Annotated in this window: 13 protein-coding genes; 6 read left to right on the forward strand and 7 right to left on the reverse strand. The window is 45.6% G+C overall.

The genetic code is table 11. The features are described from left to right. The first annotated feature begins 40 nt into the window (after positions 1 to 40). On the forward strand, positions 41 to 913 hold the full coding sequence (locus G337_RS0122050; protein WP_028865770.1) for a hypothetical protein: 873 nt from the start codon (positions 41 to 43) through the stop codon (positions 911 to 913). A 36-nt stretch (positions 914 to 949) separates the two neighbouring features. Here the strand turns inward: G337_RS0122050 and G337_RS0122055 are convergent, their stop codons facing one another. Then, the gene (locus G337_RS0122055; RefSeq protein ID WP_028865771.1) at positions 950 to 3193 is read right to left on the reverse strand and encodes a peptidase U32 family protein; all 2244 of its coding nucleotides are present in this window, start codon (positions 3191 to 3193) and stop codon (positions 950 to 952) included. A gap of 245 nt (positions 3194 to 3438) precedes the next feature. On the opposite strand from G337_RS0122055, the gene acuI reads away from it, so the two are divergent. Continuing rightward, complete coding sequence (gene acuI, locus G337_RS0122060) at positions 3439 to 4419, forward strand: acrylyl-CoA reductase (NADPH) (protein ID WP_028865772.1); 981 nt, start codon at positions 3439 to 3441, stop codon at positions 4417 to 4419. 63 nt (positions 4420 to 4482) lie between these two features. On the opposite strand, the gene G337_RS0122065 is transcribed toward acuI, so the two are convergent. Continuing rightward, positions 4483 to 4944: a MarR family winged helix-turn-helix transcriptional regulator gene (locus tag G337_RS0122065; RefSeq protein ID WP_037028428.1), complete on the reverse strand. Its 462-nt coding sequence runs from the start codon at positions 4942 to 4944 to the stop codon at positions 4483 to 4485. 391 nt (positions 4945 to 5335) lie between these two features. Between G337_RS0122065 and G337_RS0122075 the strand changes: the two genes are divergently transcribed. After that, complete coding sequence (locus G337_RS0122075) at positions 5336 to 6733, forward strand: hypothetical protein (RefSeq protein ID WP_028865774.1); 1398 nt, start codon at positions 5336 to 5338, stop codon at positions 6731 to 6733. Between the two features lie 485 nt (positions 6734 to 7218). Continuing rightward, positions 7219 to 8574 carry an MFS transporter gene (locus tag G337_RS0122080; RefSeq protein ID WP_028865775.1) on the forward strand — a complete coding sequence of 452 codons (1356 nt, stop codon included), beginning with the start codon at positions 7219 to 7221 and terminating at the stop codon, positions 8572 to 8574. A 49-nt stretch (positions 8575 to 8623) separates the two neighbouring features. On the opposite strand, the gene G337_RS0122085 is transcribed toward G337_RS0122080, so the two are convergent. After that, entirely contained in the window at positions 8624 to 9565 is a 942-nt protein-coding gene (locus G337_RS0122085; RefSeq protein ID WP_028865776.1) for a LysR family transcriptional regulator, read from the reverse strand. Between the two features lie 325 nt (positions 9566 to 9890). Here G337_RS0122085 and gbpA point away from each other — a divergent pair, with 325 nt between their 5' ends. Beyond that, the gene (gbpA, locus tag G337_RS0122090) at positions 9891 to 11378 is read left to right on the forward strand and encodes an N-acetylglucosamine-binding protein GbpA (protein ID WP_051303520.1); all 1488 of its coding nucleotides are present in this window, start codon (positions 9891 to 9893) and stop codon (positions 11376 to 11378) included. Positions 11379 to 11446: 68 nt separating this feature from the next. Here the strand turns inward: gbpA and G337_RS0122095 are convergent, their stop codons facing one another. Continuing rightward, the gene (locus G337_RS0122095) at positions 11447 to 12055 is read right to left on the reverse strand and encodes a TetR/AcrR family transcriptional regulator (protein WP_028865778.1); all 609 of its coding nucleotides are present in this window, start codon (positions 12053 to 12055) and stop codon (positions 11447 to 11449) included. Between the two features lie 139 nt (positions 12056 to 12194). On the opposite strand from G337_RS0122095, the gene G337_RS27110 reads away from it, so the two are divergent. Continuing rightward, positions 12195 to 13319 (forward strand): MBL fold metallo-hydrolase, encoded by a 1125-nt coding sequence (locus G337_RS27110; protein WP_245597699.1) that lies wholly within the window; start codon positions 12195 to 12197, stop codon positions 13317 to 13319. Between the two features lie 52 nt (positions 13320 to 13371). Here G337_RS27110 and G337_RS0122105 read toward each other — a convergent pair whose 3' ends face one another. Genes G337_RS0122105 through bcsB form a run of 3 tightly spaced genes read right to left on the reverse strand, consistent with a single transcriptional unit; the run spans position 13372 to position 20554 of the window. Next, positions 13372 to 17148 (reverse strand): cellulose synthase subunit BcsC-related outer membrane protein, encoded by a 3777-nt coding sequence (locus G337_RS0122105; protein WP_037028431.1) that lies wholly within the window; start codon positions 17146 to 17148, stop codon positions 13372 to 13374. Further along, positions 17139 to 18251: a cellulose synthase complex periplasmic endoglucanase BcsZ gene (bcsZ, locus tag G337_RS0122110; RefSeq protein ID WP_028865780.1), complete on the reverse strand. Its 1113-nt coding sequence runs from the start codon at positions 18249 to 18251 to the stop codon at positions 17139 to 17141. Before bcsZ ends, G337_RS0122105 begins: the two co-directional genes overlap by 10 nt. Next, a complete protein-coding gene (gene bcsB / locus G337_RS0122115; RefSeq protein ID WP_028865781.1) occupies positions 18248 to 20554 on the reverse strand; it encodes a cellulose biosynthesis cyclic di-GMP-binding regulatory protein BcsB in 2307 nt (768 codons plus the stop codon). The genes bcsZ and bcsB overlap by 4 nt, the downstream gene beginning before the upstream one ends. Between the last annotated feature and the right edge of the window lie 4 nt (positions 20555 to 20558).

The raw sequence follows: 20558 nt of genomic DNA on the forward strand, positions 1-20558 counted from the left end.
CATTCATCTTATTTAACTGCATATTCAAAAGGAGGTGAGGATGCTGCAGAGATTTCTTTATATTTTACAAATTTTTTTATTACTCTTCACCGTTCCGTTTTCATCTGCAGAATACAGCCTTTATGAAAGTTTCAAGGTTGTGGTTTCCAGAGATGTCAGAGATGACTATTTTCGTTTTATAGCCGGACGAGATCCGCTTTCTGTCACGGATTTCTCCGGTGCTTTCAGCCGCCGCGATGTGGTTGAACTGGTACTGCTGCAGCAGGCGCTGCATTTGGGCGGTAACAAATATCCTTATCAGTTAATCTCTGTTGACTCAGACCACACTACCATTGATTACCTTAACAAAGGGGCAGTATTATTAACCGGCACCTCAGTATGGCAGTCCATGTTCACCATGCAGAATGAAATCTATTTTTCTATTCCAATTATTAAAAACGGGCAGTTTGAAGCGGGTTTATATACCCGCCCCGACAATGCAGAGATGCTTAAGGTTAAAAACAAACAGCAGTTACGCGCTTTCAGCGCTGTATCAAACAGAATATGGACAGCGGACTGGTTAACACTACAGTCATTAAAAATCAGCAATGTTAAACATACCGATAAATGGGCATCAATGGTCGATATGGTACACAGCGGCCATATCGACTTTTTATTAGCGCCTTTTCAGTCAACCGAAGATCTTTCATTAACCTATAACGGCATTAAACTTATCCCGGTGCCTAACCTGAAAGTCGCGCTGCACGGTACCCGCCATTTTGCCATATTTAAAAAATCTAAACATTCCAAGCGCATTCTGCAGCAGTTAAACAGCGGCCTCACACAGCTGCAGGCCAGAGGCATTATCGATAAAGCCTACCGTGAATCCGGTTTTTTTAATGACCAGGTAAAAAACTGGAAACGTCTTAACTAATCGGGCCAACTGCGTCAGCCCGGCTTATTCATTTCCTTACAAACCTTTCTGATACTGACTGTTAGTTGTCTGCCCAAGCATATTATGGAGCCGCTCAGCCGCGTCCACCTGCCCCTCAATCAGCTCCCTAAAGCCTCTTATAATCGAAGTTTTATCTTTTTCGCGCGCCTCTGTTATACCGATATCAGTTAAATCGATAAAGAAAGCGCTGAACTGCTCCGGTGCATCACTAACAATATCCGTATTAAGAAAATGCTCATTGCTGTACATATTCACATAATCACCCTTTTGTTTATTAATAGCAAAAGAGGTGCCTTTAAGATTAATAATAGAGGCCGACTTTTCACACTTATCCAGACACTTGGCGTCCATAGCGGCTTTTTTACAGCCGACCGTCTGATGAAACAGACACTGCCTGCTGCTGAGCAGTAAAAGCGGGTGGTAAATACTGTAATAGAGCTGGACATTTTCCGGGCTGCGAACGGCTTTTATCTGCTTTTTATTAATCTCATTAGAGATAAATGCACCGCTGCAGTTAAACTTCTCTTTAAGGCAGGCCAGACTGAAGGAGTTAGTAATATTCAGGTACGGCCCGGCAGTCCAGTCGATGCCCAGCTGATAAGCCAGATAAGCAATACCGGTATTATTGGTAACAATTTTTTTCGGAGACAGTTGTTTAAGCAGCTGTGCAGCCGCCTCATAATCAGCGCCGATCAGAACTGACGGAAACCAGGGGATCAGTCCTTTATTATCAGCAAACAGATCCACATATTCCGCGCAGCCCTTTCGGAAACTATCCGGCAGCTTATAATAAACATCGACTCCATCTACACTGCACAGAGGCAGATCCTGCTTACTAGAAATCAGAACCGATAACTTCGCTTTAGCTGTCTGCGGGGGTGCATAGTTTAAAACAGGAAGTTCAACAGGTGAAACAGCTTCTTTTGCACCGTTTAACTGATATAAGATGCTGTTTTTTATAACGGTGAGCTCTTTAAAGGGAATAAACAGATCGGCATCCAGGCAGCGCATGCAGATAGACTCGATGCAGGTTAATGCATTATTCAGCCCTTTCCATCTTTTATCTATCGCGCTTCGATTAAGCGAAGCATTTTCTGTATGAATAAGCTTACTTTGCGAGCGCACCATAAATACACACTCAGGCGTGCTTACCGACACGCATAACGGTTGACCGGACTGACCTGAAAGTGTAATGGTTAAAGGTATTTTATCCGTGTTTAAGTGCTTAATTTTTTCTGCAACCTCTGCCGCCATCGCAGTTTTCTGATCATAAAGGTCCTGTTTGGCCTGCTCAATCTGCAGATGACTTAAACCCGCATTACTCTGCTCAACATGTTTGAGGGTATTATCTCGCGGGTTATCGATAAACATCAGCTTATTGATGGTGCCCTTTAAATAAGAGTTTGAGAAATCACGGTTAAACACTTTATAAAGCGCAGAGTTATCCGAAAGTAATTTTCCCTGCGAAGAATAACTCAGCAGCTGCTTTTTCCAGCTGCTGACTACGGTGTGAACGTAACTCGGCCCTTTTATCCGCCCTTCTATCTTTAATGAATAAACCCCGGCATCAATCAGTTCTTCAAGATCAAAAAATGCCGAATTATCTTTAAGATTCAGCGGATATTCTTTACCGGCATCGGTCGGCAGATATTTATCCCTGCACGGCTGACTGCATCGTCCGCGGTTACCGGAGTTGCCGCCGTGAGCAGAGCTTATATAACACAAACCGGAAAAACCGATACAGTATGAGCCGTGCACAAAAACTTCTGATAAAACATTTCGCTCAAGCCCGAACTGAGTTAAGGATTTTATCTCCTTAATATTCAACTCGCGCGATAAATTAACCCGGGAAGCACCGAGTTTATTTAAAAACTCTATCTGTCCCCGGTTATGGGTTGTGACCTGCGTGGAGGCGTGGATATCAAGGCTTGGAAAGTACTCTGATAATAGATAAAAAAGCCCTAAGTCCTGAACAATCACCCCGTCAACAGCAGTGTTAACCAGTTTATTGAGTAAAGTCAGCAGCGGTTTTATCTCATTTTCTAATATGATGATATTAAGCGTCAGAAAAATTTCGCAGTTATGCTGATGAGCAAGCTTTATCACCCGGTTAAAATCATCAAAGCTTAAATTAACGGCGCGCTTTCGCGCATTAAAACTGTCCAGACCGCAGTAGACAGCATCCGCGCCGGCGGCAATCGCAGCCTTAATAGAGTCAAGATCACCGCCGGGTGCCAGTAATTCAATTTTTTTGTTCATAACCTGTTTTTCAGTTTTAGTTTTTAATGGCCGGATTTTAACTGCCTTTCTTATAAAAAGACAGGATAAGCGAGCCGGTTAACATTTCCAAAATTACAGCAGAACATATGCGCATTAGATAAGTTAACAGTTACTTTATGTGTTTAATGCATAGATTAAATGATTAAGTTTCACTTTTATCATAATCAATTCAGCACTACACTGCTGTTATTAAAACATCCCTATATATCTCTCGGAGACTCCTTATGTTTAAAGCGCTTATTCTGGATCAGCAAGACAAAAAAACAACCGCAGAAATTCGTCAAATCGATGAATCACTGCTGCCTGAAGGTGAAGTATTAATTGCTGTTGATTATTCTTCTTTAAACTATAAAGACGGTTTAGCGATTACTGGTAAAGGCCGTATTGTCCGCCAGTTTCCTATGGTTCCCGGTATTGATTTGGCGGGCAGCGTTATTGAATCAACAGATTCTCGTTACCAGGCTGGTGACAATGTAGTACTAACCGGCTGGGGAGTAGGCGAAGGTCACTGGGGCGGCATGGCAGAAAAAGCCCGTCTCAAAGCAGACTGGCTGGTTCCCCAGCCGCAGGGCATCAGCAGTAAACAGACAATGATGGTCGGCACAGCGGGTTTAACCGCCATGTTGTGTGTGCAGGCATTAGTTGATGCCGGTGTTAAACCAGAAAGCGGTGAAATCTTAGTAACCGGCGCAAGCGGCGGCGTCGGCTCGGCTGCAGTTACTTTATTAGCGCAGCTGGGTTATAAAGTTGCAGCTGTCACTGGACGTGCGCAGGAAAACGGCCCGCTGTTAAAAACACTGGGTGCACAGTCTATTATTGAACGCAGTGAATTTGAACAGCCTGCCCGTGCTTTAGAAAAACAGTTATGGGCTGGTGCAGTTGATACTGTCGGCAGCAAAGTACTGGCCAAAGTATTAGCACAGATGGATTACAACGGCGCTGTGGCGGCTTGTGGTTTAGCAGGCGGCTTTGATCTGCCGACTACAGTTATGCCGTTTATTTTACGCGGCGTTAAATTATTAGGTGTCGATTCCGTTGCATGTCCTTATCAGAAACGTGTTGATGCCTGGGATCGTTTAGTAGAACTGCTGCCACAGAGTTTTTATCAGCAGGCCTGTCGTGAGGTTGGTTTAGAACAGGCGGCAGAATGCGCTGAAGCGATTACCCTGGGTCAGGTAACCGGCCGTACCGTTATTAAATTATAATAACTGATTTATTCTGTTGATGAGAGGCCTGCTTATGCAGGCCTTTTGTAATAACAATAAAAATTAGTGCTCATTCAAAGCTGGAATACGGGCCGCTGTTATTTTAAAAACCAGCGCCATAATCTGCTTCCTTTCCTGAGCAGATAAAGCAGATAAAAACTCCTCATTACAGGAGCCGGCAATAGCGGCGGCCTGTTTTTCCAGCTGCCGCCCTTTCTTTGTTAAATAAATCAAATGCACTCTTCTGTTAGTCGGATGCGGCCGCCTTTCAGCCAGCCCTTTACTTTCCAGAGTATCCAGTACACGTGTTGTTGTATAATTTGCCGTGCCGCACTGCTTAGACAACTGTGCCTGAGTCAGTCCCTCTTCTTCCCACAGTGCAAACAGTGTCGGCCATAGCCCTATATGTAAACCTATCTCTTTCAGTCTCAGGTTAAGCGACTCAGTCATATCCGCCCCCAGCACTGCAATTAACCAGCCAAAACTTGTATGCCTAGGTAATTTCGGTTCGTTTACATCTTTCACCAGTTTCTTCCTTTTTAACGAGCTGTACCGCCGCAATCAACAGCAAAGCTGAATAACATCCTGATTCACCAAACATAAGGCGAAGTATTAATTGTAACAGACCGCCGGCCGACATCTACCCTGTAACTATAAATATCCATAAAGTAATACGGGACAGACTGCTGTGCAGAAATATCAATTTAACAACGTTTATCACCACGCAGTCATAATAATAGCAATTACAACCTTAGCAATTGCAATAATATCATTTGCAATCTATGATGCGCGCCAGTTCAATCCGGCAGCAGAAACTGCTGGATAATCCGCGCCCGCCGATCAGCCAGTGCTGCTCTGCAGACAAATCGGGCGTGATGTTTTTAGATATTACAAAATATTAGCGATAGAGAAACATATGAAACAAATAAAATTAGCGGCGGCGGCCGCCGCGGCGGCTGTATTAATCAGCGCGTGCGGCAGCGGCTCTGAAAGCAGCACCGCCGGCGGTTCAACGGCTGGTACATCAACAACAGGCACATCAGAGACAACAGCAGCTGTAAAAAACAGCTACGCAGATGTGCGCTATGACTTGTCACAGGCTTTTAAAGACTTCAGTCAGGCGGCCGCCAAACTTGATGTATCTTTTGATAACAACGGCGCAGTATACAATGACCGTCAAAAATTACTGATCGATAAAGAGGGAAGCCTGGTAGATTTCATTATCCACAGTGAACCGGCAGATCTCAGCTCAAGCTGTATTCTCAAGCCGATCAAGCCGTCACTGGATGAAAACCTTGATAATCTAGAACTACTACGTATCAGCAATGCGAATTTATATCTGATGCATATAGAGGGCTTTCCTGCCCAGTTTAATGAGCAGAGCTGTCAGTTCAAAGAAAACGACAGCAGTAAAGAAGAGACTGTACTGGTTAATGAAAACGGCGATATTACCAGTCTGGATTTTACTATAGACACTCTTATCCCATATTCACAATATACGCGTAACTATGATGCGAGAACACTGGCTATAACTGAACAAGGAGATGTTTATCGTTTTGATTTAGATAATGATACCAAGCTGCCAAAGGTAACTAAAATTGCATCGACAGATAACAGCGAATGGTACTACCACTCCTTTGAACTGCTTGCGACCAAAGCAAAGGACGGGCTGCGCTTCAATATCTACGACCTTGCCGGCAAACAAAGCTATGACTATATTTCCAAGGTCGCAATCAAAGAGCAGGGTGTGGGATACAAAGGACGATTATATTTCTCCACCTGGGATGACCAGTATTATATTCTGGAAGTTGAACCTAACTTTCATATGGTGATAACAACCGCTGTTGAGCGCTCAGAGATTCTTGATCCGCCGAAACAGGCTGCTTATGAACTGCACGATGAATGTAAATTCACTAATAAGAATGTGGCAGATGAAACTATCTACCACTGGAGAGATGAAAGCTTATTTGAGAGTGTTCCGCAGGAGCTGAAATCACAGGAGATTTTCGACAGCCGAGGCCAGACTAATTTCCTGACCTGCCGTTCTTATAACGGCCAGTATCTGGCAGCACTTAATGTACAGAAGGTTGGTTACGGCATCTATGATTTTGCTATGCAGACTCTTTACCGCACACCAGATACACAGTTAATAGCGGGCTCGCTTTATACTAAAGCCGGTGAGAATGCCTACAATACCAGCCGTCAGAAAGTATTTAAACTGGTTGAAGAAGGCAATCAGATTATTGACTTATCAAAACAGTATGAATTACCAGAAAATAAATGGGTTTCCGGGATCCAGTCACTGGATTTCTAAGAATACAATTTAAACTACAAGCAGCCGTCCCAGGCTGCTTTTTTAATATTAACAAGCTCAACATCAGCCTGCCCCCTTAACCTTCCAGACGCAATTCAAGACTCTTTTCTAAGATTATCTCCGCTGTCAGCAGTACAAAATACCAGCATAAACAGCTGTATTTCTAACGCTGCAGCTGAACTTTTAAACAGCTAAAAATTGACCATTGAATGATTTTTATTCAGTTGAAAATCAATCAATTAGAGCAAACATTAAACACGCATCACATTAAACATTGAGATATTCAAAAAAACATGATTATTATGACATTAAAAGCTCATAACGTGATCTGTATCACTTTAAAAATTTCGTTTTATTAATTTTTAAGGTCAAAATCCAGACCAACTTATTTAGCCGGATCACAGGAGCGTGACCCTTGTAATTTTAATTGTAAACTTATGCACACATAGTTTTGCGTGCATTTAAAATAATAAAGAAACAGCATTATGAAAAAACAAAAACCACAACTTAGTTTCTGGCAGATCTGGAATATGAGCCTCGGCTTTATGGGCATCCAGTTCGGCTTTGGACTGCAGAACGCCAATGTCAGCCGTATCTTTGAAACACTAGGTGCGAGCATCGAGCAGATTCCAATATTATGGTTAGCGGCACCGGTAACCGGTTTACTGGTACAGCCGATTATTGGTTATATGAGTGACCGCACCTGGAATTTTCTCGGCCGCCGTCGTCCCTACTTCCTGATCGGAGCAGTTCTGTCATCCCTCGCACTGATTATTATGCCGAACTCGCCGCATCTATGGATTGCAGCCGGCATGTTATGGATGCTTGACGCGTCAATCAATATTTCCATGGAACCGTTTCGCGCTCTGATAGGGGATAATCTGCCTTCACAGCAGCGCACCCAGGGTTTTGCCGTACAGACCTTCTTTATCGGTATCGGCTCGGTTGTTGCCTCCTCAATGCCCTACATCTTAACCAACTGGTTCGATATTGCTAATACAGCACCGGCAGGAGTCATCCCGCCGTCGGTTAAAATTTCCTTTTACGCCGGCGCTGCTGTCTTCTTCGGCGCAGTATTGTGGACAGTATTAAAAACCCGCGAGTACAGCCCTAAGGAACTGCACGAATTTGACGGTACTCAGGAAATAATAAAAGAGCAGGCGGCGCAAAGCGGTCTGCGAACTATGATTAATGATATCAAACTGATGCCGAAAACCATGAAGCAGCTGGCATTTGTGCAGTTTTTCTCCTGGTTTGCCCTGTTTGCTATGTGGATTTACACCACCTCGGCGGTAACCAGTCATATCTACGGCTCTGCAGATGCCTCTTCAGCCCTGTATAACGAAGGCGCAGACTGGGTCGGGTTATGCTTTGCTATGTATAACGGTATCAGTGCGCTGGCGGCCTTTGCGCTGCCCTGGCTGGCGGCGCGCAGCAGCCGTAAAATGGTTCATGCTGTGTGTCTGACTATTGGCGGCATAAGCCTGGCGGGCATGGCATTAGTTGAAGATCCGGCTCTATTAATGATTAACATGGTCGGTATAGGTTTTGCCTGGGCAAGTATTTTATGCATGCCTTATTCAATCCTTGCCGGCTCACTGCCAAGCAGCAAAATGGGCTTCTTTATGGGAGTGTTCAACTTCTCTATCGTGATCCCGCAGATTCTGGCTGCCGGTGTTTTAGGTTACATTACTCAGACATTCTTCGCCGGCAATGCCATGACAGCCCTGATACTCGGCGGCGCCTCTATGGTTATAGCAGCAGGTTTAACTCTGTTTGTTACGGATCAGGATGATCCTCAGGAAATTAACAAACCGGCAGCCGATACGGCGGCAGCTTAAGCCTTCATCATAAACAAGACTACTGGTGCCTGTCAGCAGGCACCAGCATTCATAGCAGTCCCATATCCTCTACCCGTTTATCAATCAGCCTGCCGCACTGCTCTTTTAATAAATTACGCAGCCAGTTATGCGGTGCAGAATGCTGGCAGCGGGGATGCCAGATCAGTGAATACTCAAAAGGTTTAAACTCAAAGGGTAAAGGTTTCACAATCAAGTTGTGCTTTTCTGCCACTAAATAGGCTAAATCTGCAGGTACGGTAATAATCAGCGGCATTTTATCAACAATCGCTAAAGCGGCTTCTAAATGATATGCCCGAAGTACGGTTTTAGGTGCAGGATGACCGCTAAGCGCATCCTCAATCAGCGCTTTAACGCCGTCACTAATCGCAATTAACGCATGCGGATAAGCAAGGTAATCTTCTAGAGTTATCTCTTTCTCGGCCAGCGGGTGAGATTTTGACAGCATGCAGAATACACTGACTAAACCGAGTTTTTCCTGCTGCAGAGGTTCAACCTGCTGAGTCGGACGGCAGATAGCCATATCACAGCCTTCAATACTCAGCTGCTTAAACATCTGCTCATGCTGCAGCGGCGGAAACTCCAGGGAAATATTCGGCGCTTCTTCGTAAATACGCGGCAGCGCATAGGGCAGAATGGTCTGCATTGCATAATCCGTAGTAGCAATCGCAAAATGCTGTTTACATAACTGCGGATCAAAATCAGTCGGCGAAAGCAGGATACGCAGCGACTCCAGCGGATCATTAAGCGCCAGACTTATCTCAACAGCACGCTGTGTCGGCAGCAGCCGCTGCCCCTGACGAATAAACAGAGGATCATCAAGCAGTTCCCTTAACCTGCCTAATACACGGCTCATCGCCGACTGACTTAAATTAAGCCGAACAGCACTGCGGCTGACACTGCCCTCTTCTATCAGTACCTGCAGCGCCACAAACAGATTTAAATCGCGGCGGTAAACCTCTTCCAGTTCCATATTCGAATCCACAGTATAAACAATGATTTATTATGACCAACAACGGACATCACATCCAGAGCTATTAACACAGAGTAAAGATTAACGGCATACTGCAGCCTCATTATCACTGCGTTATCTTGAAAGGATCTCGTTAAATACAAGTAAAATTCACTCTTTTTAAGAATAATTCACACCTTTTCACTTTCCTGTATCTGTCTGATTTGTAAATATTAACATCTGTTTAACAATTACATCTGCCGCAATGAAATCTTTTAAAATGTTTCAAAGCAATAGGTAGTAAATGCGTTTTACTATTATTTTCCCAACAGGAGTTTATCAATAAATGAAATTTGCCAAAAAAGCACCTATTACCCAGTACAACAGAAAAGCAGCTCTAGGACTGTGTAAATTAGGGTCTGTATTATTACTCGTTTCCAGTTCTGGTCTATCGGCTCATGGTTTTGTTGACGGTCCAGAAAACGGAGCCGGTTTACAGTCTCGCGTTGATTTATGTGTAGCAGGAGGACCTAATGACGGCTGTGGTAATATTCAATACGAACCGCAAAGTTTAGAAGCTCCCTCAGGTTTTCCTAACGACGGACCACAAGATGGCCAAATAGCCAGCGCCAATGGTGTCAGAGGTTTTGAGTTAGACATACAGACAGCTGACCGCTGGTTTAAAAACCCAATTACTGCGGGACAAAACCTCTTTGAATGGAAAAAAACAGCCCCGCATGTAACAGCTGAATGGCGTTATTATATAACTAACCAGGACTGGAATGTGAATGAAGCGTTAAGCAGAGATTCATTTGATCTAACGCCTTTCTGCACTGTTGACGGCGGGATGGTACAGCCTCCTCATAGAACAGTTCATAATTGTGAAGTCCCCGAGCGTACAGGTTATCAGGTAATACTGGCGGTATGGCAGGTTGGTGATACGACTAACAGTTTCTACAATGTTATTGATGTGCAGTTTGAAGACAGCCCCACTGCCCCGCTTCCTGGCATAACTGATGCCGGCACCATCCATCCGTCGAAAAACTTAGATGCAGGTGACAAGGTTATGACACGTGTCTTCGATGCTGAAGGTGAACTTCCGGAACTGCAGACAGTTCTTACGATTGCTAATAAAGCACAGGGCGTTGCTGAAGTATGGAGCCATGATCTTGCTGAAAAAATCAATCGTGAACAGCCGAATATTAAAGCAGGTCAGGCAAAAGTATCAGGGAAAACTCCATCTTTTTCTCCAGTTTTCGGCACTAACCCTGTCTATACCAGAACAGCAAGCGGCTTAGTCAGAGTTGAAATCGATTTCGACGAAGTACCGGAGCCGGTTGTGGACGGTATTGAAGTGACTGGACTTGAATCCCAGTATTCACTTAATGATAATAATGAAGTAACGATTGATTTTGATGTCACTGCAACGGGTGAACTGCTGGTCAGCAATACCGTTTACGACAGCAGTAACAAAGCTAAAGGGCATGCACAGGAAGAAGTTCACAACAGCACTGAAACTTTCTCAATGCAGTTAGATGATATGACACCTGGCGTGCATACACTGGTTACTATCGGCGATGATAAAAATGGTAATTTAATACAGGAAAGCAGCCAGTTCACCGTAGTCGAAACAGCTGAGCATGATTATGTATTCCCTGACGGTCTGAGCTCGTACACAGAAGGAACAAGAGTACTGCAGAGTAAAGACGGAAGTGTTTACCAGTGTAAGCCCTGGCCGAACACTGGCTACTGTCAACAATGGACCGAGACAACAACGCAGTATGAACCTGGTGTGGGCAGCCACTGGCAGGATGCATGGGATAAAGTACAGTAACCCTTTAAACAAGTAAGCTGAAAACAGCTGACAAGGTAAATGGAATACACTTACCTTGTCTGCATATTCTAAGTATATTGTTTTAAAATCATCTCTACAGCCGTCTGTGCAACCAGTGCGCTTTTCTGCTCATTAGGGAACTCCTGCCCCTGCACCAGCTGCGGCCAGAAACAGAAACCTTTAATTACAGCAATAAACTGGGTTACCACTATCTCCGGATCTGCACACTTAAGGACACCGGCTTGATATGCTTCGTTAAACCAGGCGGCTAAAGGCGACTCCTGTTTATTAAAGGTCTGCATAACATTTGTCATCAGCTCAGGAGAGTGCATTAATTCACCGAGAATCACTTTTGCCGTCGGCAAAAAACCGTCGGCTTTAAGCAGTGCTATTTCCTTATCAGCTAAACTGCGCAGCTGCACTTCAAGGGGAGTAGTGAGTGAAAAAGGAACATGCTCAAAAGCACATAACATAGTCAGCATCTCTTCTAAAATTGCCTCAAACAGCAGCTCTTTACTTGCAAAATGGTTATAAACAGTACGCTTGGAAACCTCGGCACGTTTGGCAATATCATCCATGCCGGCAGCTTTAAAGCCCTTATCCTGAAACTCCAGCATAGCAGCCCGGATTATTGACGCATGTTTAAACTGCGAGCGGGTTAATTTTTTTTCTTTCATTTTCAATTTCTTATATATAGAGAACCGGAATATATGAACGGCACAAAGCATAATATTTAGACAAAACTACACTTTACAGTTTACTTTTAATAAAAACGGCATAAACTACACTCACAAGTTTACTTCAAGGTTAGTAACAATGAAACGAATTATCACATTATTAATACTTCTGCTGGGAGGCACAATGCTGCTGATGAAAACACAAGAAACACAGTCACTCACTGCATCAACAAATGTATTAAAAAATCACCACAAAAGCGGTGGTGGTTTTACTAATACAACCGCCGATTTTACTAATGATACAGCACTGTTAGGACTTATCGGCCGCTATATCAGCGAATCACGCACCGATGCATCTCCTGTGGATGCTCTTCCAGTAACCCCGCTCAACAGCACGCAGCTGAATAACCTGCCTGCAGATAAAGATGTGGTGATCCGCCTGGGACATTCTAGTATTTTTATGCAGGTAAGCGGACAGAAATGGCTTATCGATCCGGTTTTTAGTGAGCGCGCTTCGCCGTTCAGCTTTGCCGGGCCGAAAAGATTCCATCAGCCCCCTATTACTCTGCACTCCTTACCTGATATCGACGGAGTCTTAATTTCACATGATCATTACGACCATCTGGATAAAAACAGCATTAAGTATCTAGCAGACAAGGTGACACATTTTGTAGTGCCTTTAGGTGTTGAGCAGTATCTGCAGGACTGGAAAGTGGCACCTGAAAAAATTCACAGTCTGGACTGGTGGCAGTCTGTCAATATCGAAGGCCTAAGCTTAACGGCAACACCCGCACAGCATTTTTCAGGGCGAGGTTTATTCGACAGAGATAAGACTCTATGGGCCTCTTATGTGATTGAGTCGAGTGATAGTAAACTATTTTTCAGCGGTGATTCAGGCTATTTCGGCGGCTTTAAAGAGATAGGTGAACGTTTCGGCCCCTTTGATTTAACTCTGATTGAAACCGGCGCTTATGACCGTGACTGGCCGACTATTCATATGACACCGGAACAAAGTCTACAGGCGCATATTGATCTGAAAGGTAAGCAGATGATGCCGATTCATAACGGTACTTTTGATCTGGCATTTCACAGCTGGCATGAGCCGCTGCAGCGGATCAGTGAATTAGCGCAAAAATCACAGGTTGCCCTGCTCACACCGGTAATGGGACAAATCATCACACTCGACAATATACCCGCCACCTATTCCTGGTGGCAGAACAAAGAGCAGCTGGAAAGTGAGCGCCAGGCTGTTGCAGCATTGTAGGTGATGCAGTGCAGCTGCAGTAAAAAAGCCGTCAAATGACGACTTTATTGTATCAGTCAAAATCACTATACAGGCGAAGCGTACCTGGCGGAATTTGGATAGGCTGCCAGCGATCGCTGAAGGTATATTTGAGATACACCATAAAATGGTCAGGCTCATAGAACTCGGAACGCTGCAGGTCTAAAGAAGCGCCTAAATACCAGCGTTTATTGACCCGCTTTTCTACTGCCGCCTGAAAACTGTAACCGAAGCCGCCGCCGTCGCCTGCTTCGCCTGTAGAAAGGTACGGCGCATCTTCCTTGCTCCATGAATTTGACAGCGAACCACTGAGCGCATATGACCAGGTATTACCATAACGTGCGTAATAGTTCACCGGCAGCGAAACCGAAAAATAACTCTGCGGACTATAATAAGCCCCATGCCCGTAAGTATACTCACCGAGGTTTTTCTCATAACCAAGGTACATCAGGTTCATGCCGACACTCAGGCGCTCATCGTCGGCTGCGGTTAACTTATAATAGCCGCCCCCAAGCAGACCTAATCTTGTATTGTCTTCAACGTTAACGCCGCTTAACTGGTGGTACTGCAGACTGCTCCAGAAACCAACTGGACCGCCTAGATCATGGCTCGCACCGAGTTTAACTCCGGCTCTAACCACCCCACCCCACTGATCACCTTGAGTATCGCCGCCGATACTGCCGGGAACGGTTAAACCCGAGTATGAAAGTATACTGCTGGTTTCAGGCCGGCGAGAGATAGCTGCACTCCAGCCAAAATCCTGCAGTTTGCCATTGACAGTAAAACCACCTACCCATGTTGAGTGGTCAAAACCCAGCGGCGTGCTGCCTATATCAGCACTCCATGATTCAGCCTGCCAGCCCACACCTAATGCAGTACCGACGGCATGCTCATCAAGCGGCACTCCTGAGTCTGCCGCATTCTCTTTATCGTAGTAACTCAAATCACCAGAGCGGATATTAACTGTATCCGCGCGCAGCAGTAAGTGTCCTTGCAGCTCTTCAAAGGGAATTCGAGCTTCAACAGGTACTTGCGAAGTCTGGTTTTGCCCGTCATGTGAGCTGTAATCAAAACCAATAATCACATGACCATCGCGGCGGTCATGAAGAGTATCAATATCCGACTTCACATTTCTGGTTAACCAGTAGTCATCAGCATTATTGTACAAAGTCCGCAGTGCAGGTGTTTCTACCATTGCAGCGCCGCGGTCGTCACTCTTGGCAATACGATCAGCATTTAATGCTTGATAAGCGCGATTTTCAGCAAGCTGCCACTGCTGATTATCCATCGCAAGCGCCATACTGTCGCGGTAATCCAATTCATCCGCATCAGGTTTACTTGCTAATAAAACGTTAAGCGCATTAGCCTGCTGTTCAAAACCTAACTGGTTGAACAGCGCCGCAGTCTGCATCAACTGCCTTGCGGTTAACTTGTGCTGCTTATAATAAAGAATCACTGACAGCTCCTGCTGCTGCTGAGAGCTGCCGCTGTGAACACTTGCGCTTAAAGCGCCTATTTGCCCTTGTGTTTGATAGGGTTCTTTTTCTTTGGCAGCTTGACGGTACAAGTTATCTGCCAGCTCCCAGTCACTTTGGCGCATGGCAAAATCAGCCTGAGCCAGGTCACGTCGAATCGTCAACTCATCAAGAGCAGTCAATTCAGCAGACGACAGCGGCTGACCAGCAGCACGGTCTTTAGTTTCTGCAGCCCATTGATCAAATTCACTAAACAACCCTAGCTTAACCATAAGATTTCCATACGCTAGTCTGCTTGAAAAAGGCCAGTCATCACTCGGCTGCATTGACAGATAAATAGTATTCGCCCGCTCTATTTCACCAACATCAAACCAGCTCGATGCCAGACGAGCTGACGCCTGCGGATCATCTGCGTACTGCAGCGTTAACTTTTCTAACTGCGCGCCGGCCTGCTGCGGATCCGCAGAGTAGCCGGCTTCAATATTCTGCAGCTGCTTGTCTAAGGTTAAGCGGATCAAGTTACTCGACATTGCAGGCGTGCGCTGCTGCTCCGGAATTCTATTGAGAGTCACAACAGCCGGCTCTAAACGCTCAGTACGGGACAGATATAAACTGTAAGCAAACAGCATTTCGGGATCTGTACTTTGCTCCGACCACTGAAGCATTAACTGGTCCGCTTTATCTTGCTCCCCAATCGACTGCAGCGCGTCGGCAATATCGGCTCTCTGCCATGGTGAATCAGGGTTTAGATCCAGTAATTGTTCGGCATACAAACGAACAGCACTGTCATCCGCTCTCACAATCGAATCGTGGAGATGTAAAAGAATGCTTTGCACTTTCATAGCAGTGATCTTATCCGCCGCCGCTTTTTGCTGCTTTGCAGAATAGCTGTCGGCGAGTCTTAGCGCTCCGTCTAAACCCTGCTGAAACAGCTTCACATCTAAACGGCCGGACAAAGCAGATGCATTAAGCGGCTCATATTTTAAAGCAGTCCGATAGATCTGATCAGCATGTTCATAATCCTGCTGCACTAAGTGCAAATAGGCCAGCTTGTTGTATGCATAAGGCGAGCGTTTATCAACCGATACTGCTTTGTTGTAAAACTTTTCTGCCTGTGAATATCTGCTATTTTCAAGCTGCGTATCACCCTGGTCTAAGTATGCCCAGTAAGATGATGCATTAACCAGAGACTGCCATTTAGAGGCATTGTCCGGATCTTTGTCGATCTTTTGTGCCTGCTTAAAATATTCGAGTGCTTTACTTTGCTCACCTTTGCGCAAATATATTGTGCCCATCCCGCCTAAAATCTGCGCATCATTCGGGCGTGTGGTTAGTGCATAGCGCAGCTGCTTTTCTGCTTGAGTATTCCTGCCCTGTTCTAACAATGCTAAGCCGCTCAACTTTGCCAGATAAGTCGGGTCTTTACGTAATTCGATTTCTACGGCTAAACGTTTTTGTGCGCTCTGATTGGCACGCTGAATTTCAAGATCCGCAGGGTAATAACCGGCAAGAACCGCGTATTGGTCGGCAACAGATTGAGAGATAGGTAATTGATCTAATGCTCTTAGCCATGAACTCGCGGCTGCAGAGCCGATATCAGGTCGTAAGGAAAGCTGACGATAAACGGCAAGGATCCATTTATCTGAGGGATCTTTTTTACGAATATGGTTAGCTAAAGCCAGTTGATATTGCGGCACACCCGGGTATTGAGCATTAAGACGCTCTAATCCTAATTTTACAGTCTGCCAGCGCCTGTTCATATTGCCTTCAACCTGCAGATATTCAAGCTGCAGGGCTGAGGTCGGCATGCCGTTAGGAAACACTTTTTTATAGGCCTGCAGTGCCTCTTGATAACGGCCGGCTCTCGCCAGTAATCTTGCCTGCTGAAACGCGCTTTTGTTTTTACCGCGGCTGGCTAATAAATCATTAACAGCCAGGGTCTGCTCTGCATTAGGCGCAAGGCGATTGAGAGTTTCAGTGGCCTGCGCAGCTTTATCGCTCTCACGACGCTTCAAATACATGTTGGTTTGATAATACAAACCGTCTAGATTGTCAGCTTCAATTGCAAACAAACGCTCTAAAGTACTTTCAACAATATCATCACGATTCATCGCGTCAGCAAGCTTCAACTGCTTAAGCAGCCACTCCACCGAGTCTACCTGCTCCAATGAAGAATTAAAGCTCACTGCCGCCTGCTCAACATTGTAGACCTGCGCCCGCTGCTGCTTGGTTAACGGCGGATACTGCAGTGCATATACCAAGGGTGTTCCACTCAATAACAAGGCCCCCAGCACTAACAAAATCAGACGAGTTATTGAGTCGACCTTTATTGACATGTCGAATTCCAGTTCGGCTGCAGTTGACCGTTAACAGCAAACCGGAAACGCTTCTGGTACCAGCCTTCACCAAATAACGCCAGCACATTATCGTAATAGTGACCGGCGGTATCACGCTGTAGTTCGTTTTGCGCCCGTTCAGCCTGCTGCTTGGCAAGCAGCGGCTGCTCAGCGGAAACCAGCAGCGGCAGCAGGGCGGCAGAAAAGCCCGGATTCCCGCGATTGTGATACTTAGCCGTTTTCGTATTAACTGATTCCGGCGGCACTTGATTTGACTGCACCGCTGTTACCATAGGCTGCATCAGCTGAATCAGTGCAGTTTTTTCAGGTACTGCGTCATTAAGCATGCCTGCCCACAGGTAAGTACGAATTGCATTATAGCTGCCCACGTCAGCGGTTTTTCTATCACTTAAATAACGCTTATCCTGCAGGGTGGCCCAGTCCGGGCTGAACCCTTTCGGCATAGTACGTCTTATCATCTCATAGCTAGTCTGATACATAGACTGCCACTGGTATTGCGGGTAGAGATCGGCCATTCTGGCAGCAAGCTGCAGTGGAATATAGCTCGGGTTGATCCGGTAGCTGCCGTCCTTATTTTCAAAGCCTGCTGGTGCCGGCAGAAGCACGGTACCGATTCCATCAACCTCTGCTGTTTCTTCACGCAGAATTCTAGCGGCCAGTAGATGAGCCAGAGACTGGTAGTAGTAGTTATCCCATAAGCGTCCTGCTTCGGCCAGGCTGTACGCTATCCATAAGTCGGAATCAGACGCAGGGTTTGAATCAATAACAGCATAACGGCCGTTACTCTGCCTGCCCCATAACCAGGCAGGTAATCGAGCTGTGATATCCCCCCCGGCTAAATGATCTTGAGTCCAGTTAAGCAGCTGCGAAAATGCCTTTTTATCATTGGCGACTAAGGCAAAAAACAGTCCGTATGACTGCCCCTCTGAAGTGCTGATCAAACGCGGATCACTGGCATCAATCACACGCCCGTCTTCAATGTACAGCTGCTTAAACTGCCGCCACTCCTGCCATTGACAAGTATTACCCAGTGCCTGGGCGGAAAACAACAGCGCAGCAGTCATAGCTATCCACTTTCTCATTGCTCTCCCTCCCCTTCAGCTATACGTCTCTTCGAAATATTACGCAGCACCCGCCATAAGCCGATGGTCACGACCACAACCAGCAGCATAGCAATAAATGCTAAGAAAACCGGGCGGTTAGAAAAATGATACCAGATCAGCTTCCAGACAGGCAGTTTACCAACATAGTAATGATCACCAACGTTATAGCTGGCCACTTCATCATTGCGCAGCGTCACTACTGAACCAAACATATGTTCGATTTTGCCCGAATCAGCCAGGGCACTGTCAATTAACGAAAAATCATCCGGATTAGCCCCCATAATCGAAACAAGGCTTCGGTTCTTAGTAAACGGCGACTCAGCACCGGTTATCGCGGCAAAGGCTCCATAAGCATCCACAGAAACAATATCGCTAGCATCCTGCGCCTCGTTCGACGGATCTAACCAGTTCATGCCCAGCTGCGGTTCATTCTTACTCGGTAAGCGGATAAGACGCTCGCCCGCTTTCAGCACTAGATTCACCTGGTCTTCATCAAAGGCTGCATCACTTAGCTGCGGAACGACACCGATACTAAGGATATCTTTATTATTCAGCTGCTCTTTACTCCACTGATCCGTCACTGCAACATTAACAGCCGGATAACCTGAGTCAGCACCGATAGAACCAAGAAGATTCAAATAAGTCTGAATCAATTCACGCGGCGGATTCGGCGGCAGAACGACGACGGTCTCTGATAAATCAGCCATGCGGGTAAATGGATAACCCGATGCGGCAAACGCGCGCATATTAGGCATTTCCATATAATGCGGGAAACCGCTGAAATCAATGGTTGAATCACCGTCTACAACTGCATACTGCTTACTTGGCAGCGCAGCCTGGCACATGCCGTCAGACGATGAAGCAAAACCAAACTCAAACTCAATCTGATTGTCACTGCCTGCTTTAAATGCAGGAATTCGCACTCTATTGCCGCCGCTCAGCATGTTGTTGTCCAGTACAGGCACACGGATACGTTTCGACTCGCCAGCTTGACCGTCTGTGGTTAAATTAAATGCTTCAATAAACTGATTGTTGATACTCAGACTTAATCGCGATCCAGAGTTATCTGATACAGGCGGCGAGTAACGGTAGTTGAGATCCATCGGTATACCGCGGCTGTCCCAGGTAAATAGATCCGGCGGTAATTTAAGCGACACTCGAATTGGCGCAGGGATACGTCCTTCCACCTGAAGCTGGTTTTCATGCTCAGTCAGTTCAGACAATGTGACAGGTTTAGAAGTGGTTATCCAGTTGGGTGCATCATAGGGCTGACGCGGTTTTATCTGAACCGCTTTATTGATTTTTGCAATTGGCCCGGTCAATAACCGGGTCCCTAGAGCTAACCCTTTTACCGCCGTATTGAGATCTTCACTGTCACGGCCGATTACCAGCAGAAGTTTTACATAGGGGTTGGCTGGATGACTCACCACCTGCAGCATAGGCCCTTCGGCATCAGGAAAGTCTCTTAAAAACTCCGGCTTATTATCATTGCTTATAAATACAACAGCATTACGCTCAGGTGCTTTATCATAGAGCAGCGGGAATTCAGCACCTCGCCACTCTGCCAGAGAACCAAAATATGAAGTCAAAATTCCGGCCGCTTTCAGCTCATTCAGATCGTAACTTGATCCCATAACCACAGGCAGTCTCAGTTTACTGAAGTCTCTTTTATCAAAAAACGGCGCCGGCAGTAAGCTTAAGTCGCTTTTAAGTTCGGTTTTTTGTACCTGCATAACAATACGGCTGCTTTGACTAATCTCAGCCCAAATACCAGGATCATTCGGGTTAGCACAGGTATTACTGGTATTCCCGATCAGCTCAAATCGAATCTGATTATAGTTGCTGAAATAACGGGTATCCAGGGGTATAGAAAGACTGATTTTTTTTCCCTGCTGGCCGTCATCAACTGCAGCTACTCCCATCAGTTCATTATTAAGGAAAACCTTTATATGCGACATCAGTGCAAGCAAAGCAGGTGAGGAGGTAATATCAAAGTAAAGATCAGCTTTTGAGACGACCTCATCAATACGCGAGCCGAAACCTACATAGGCATTGCTCTCACTGCCCATCATGCTGATAGATCCCTGATAGCCTAACTGCTCGAATGTTATGGTACGCTCACTGACAATTGAAACTTGATTATCCGTCTTTGAAAGAGCCGTTGTCTGTTTCGCATCTGCATCGCCAGGATTTGTTGAAGTAAGGACTTTACCTGATGCAGCAGCATTAAACATAAGGCTTAACGCAGCGGCTATTAATGTAATATTTTTCTTTATTCGCATAGTA

It is taken from the genome of Psychromonas aquimarina ATCC BAA-1526, from assembly GCF_000428725.1.
Taxonomy (GTDB): Bacteria; Pseudomonadota; Gammaproteobacteria; order Enterobacterales; family Psychromonadaceae; genus Psychromonas; species Psychromonas aquimarina.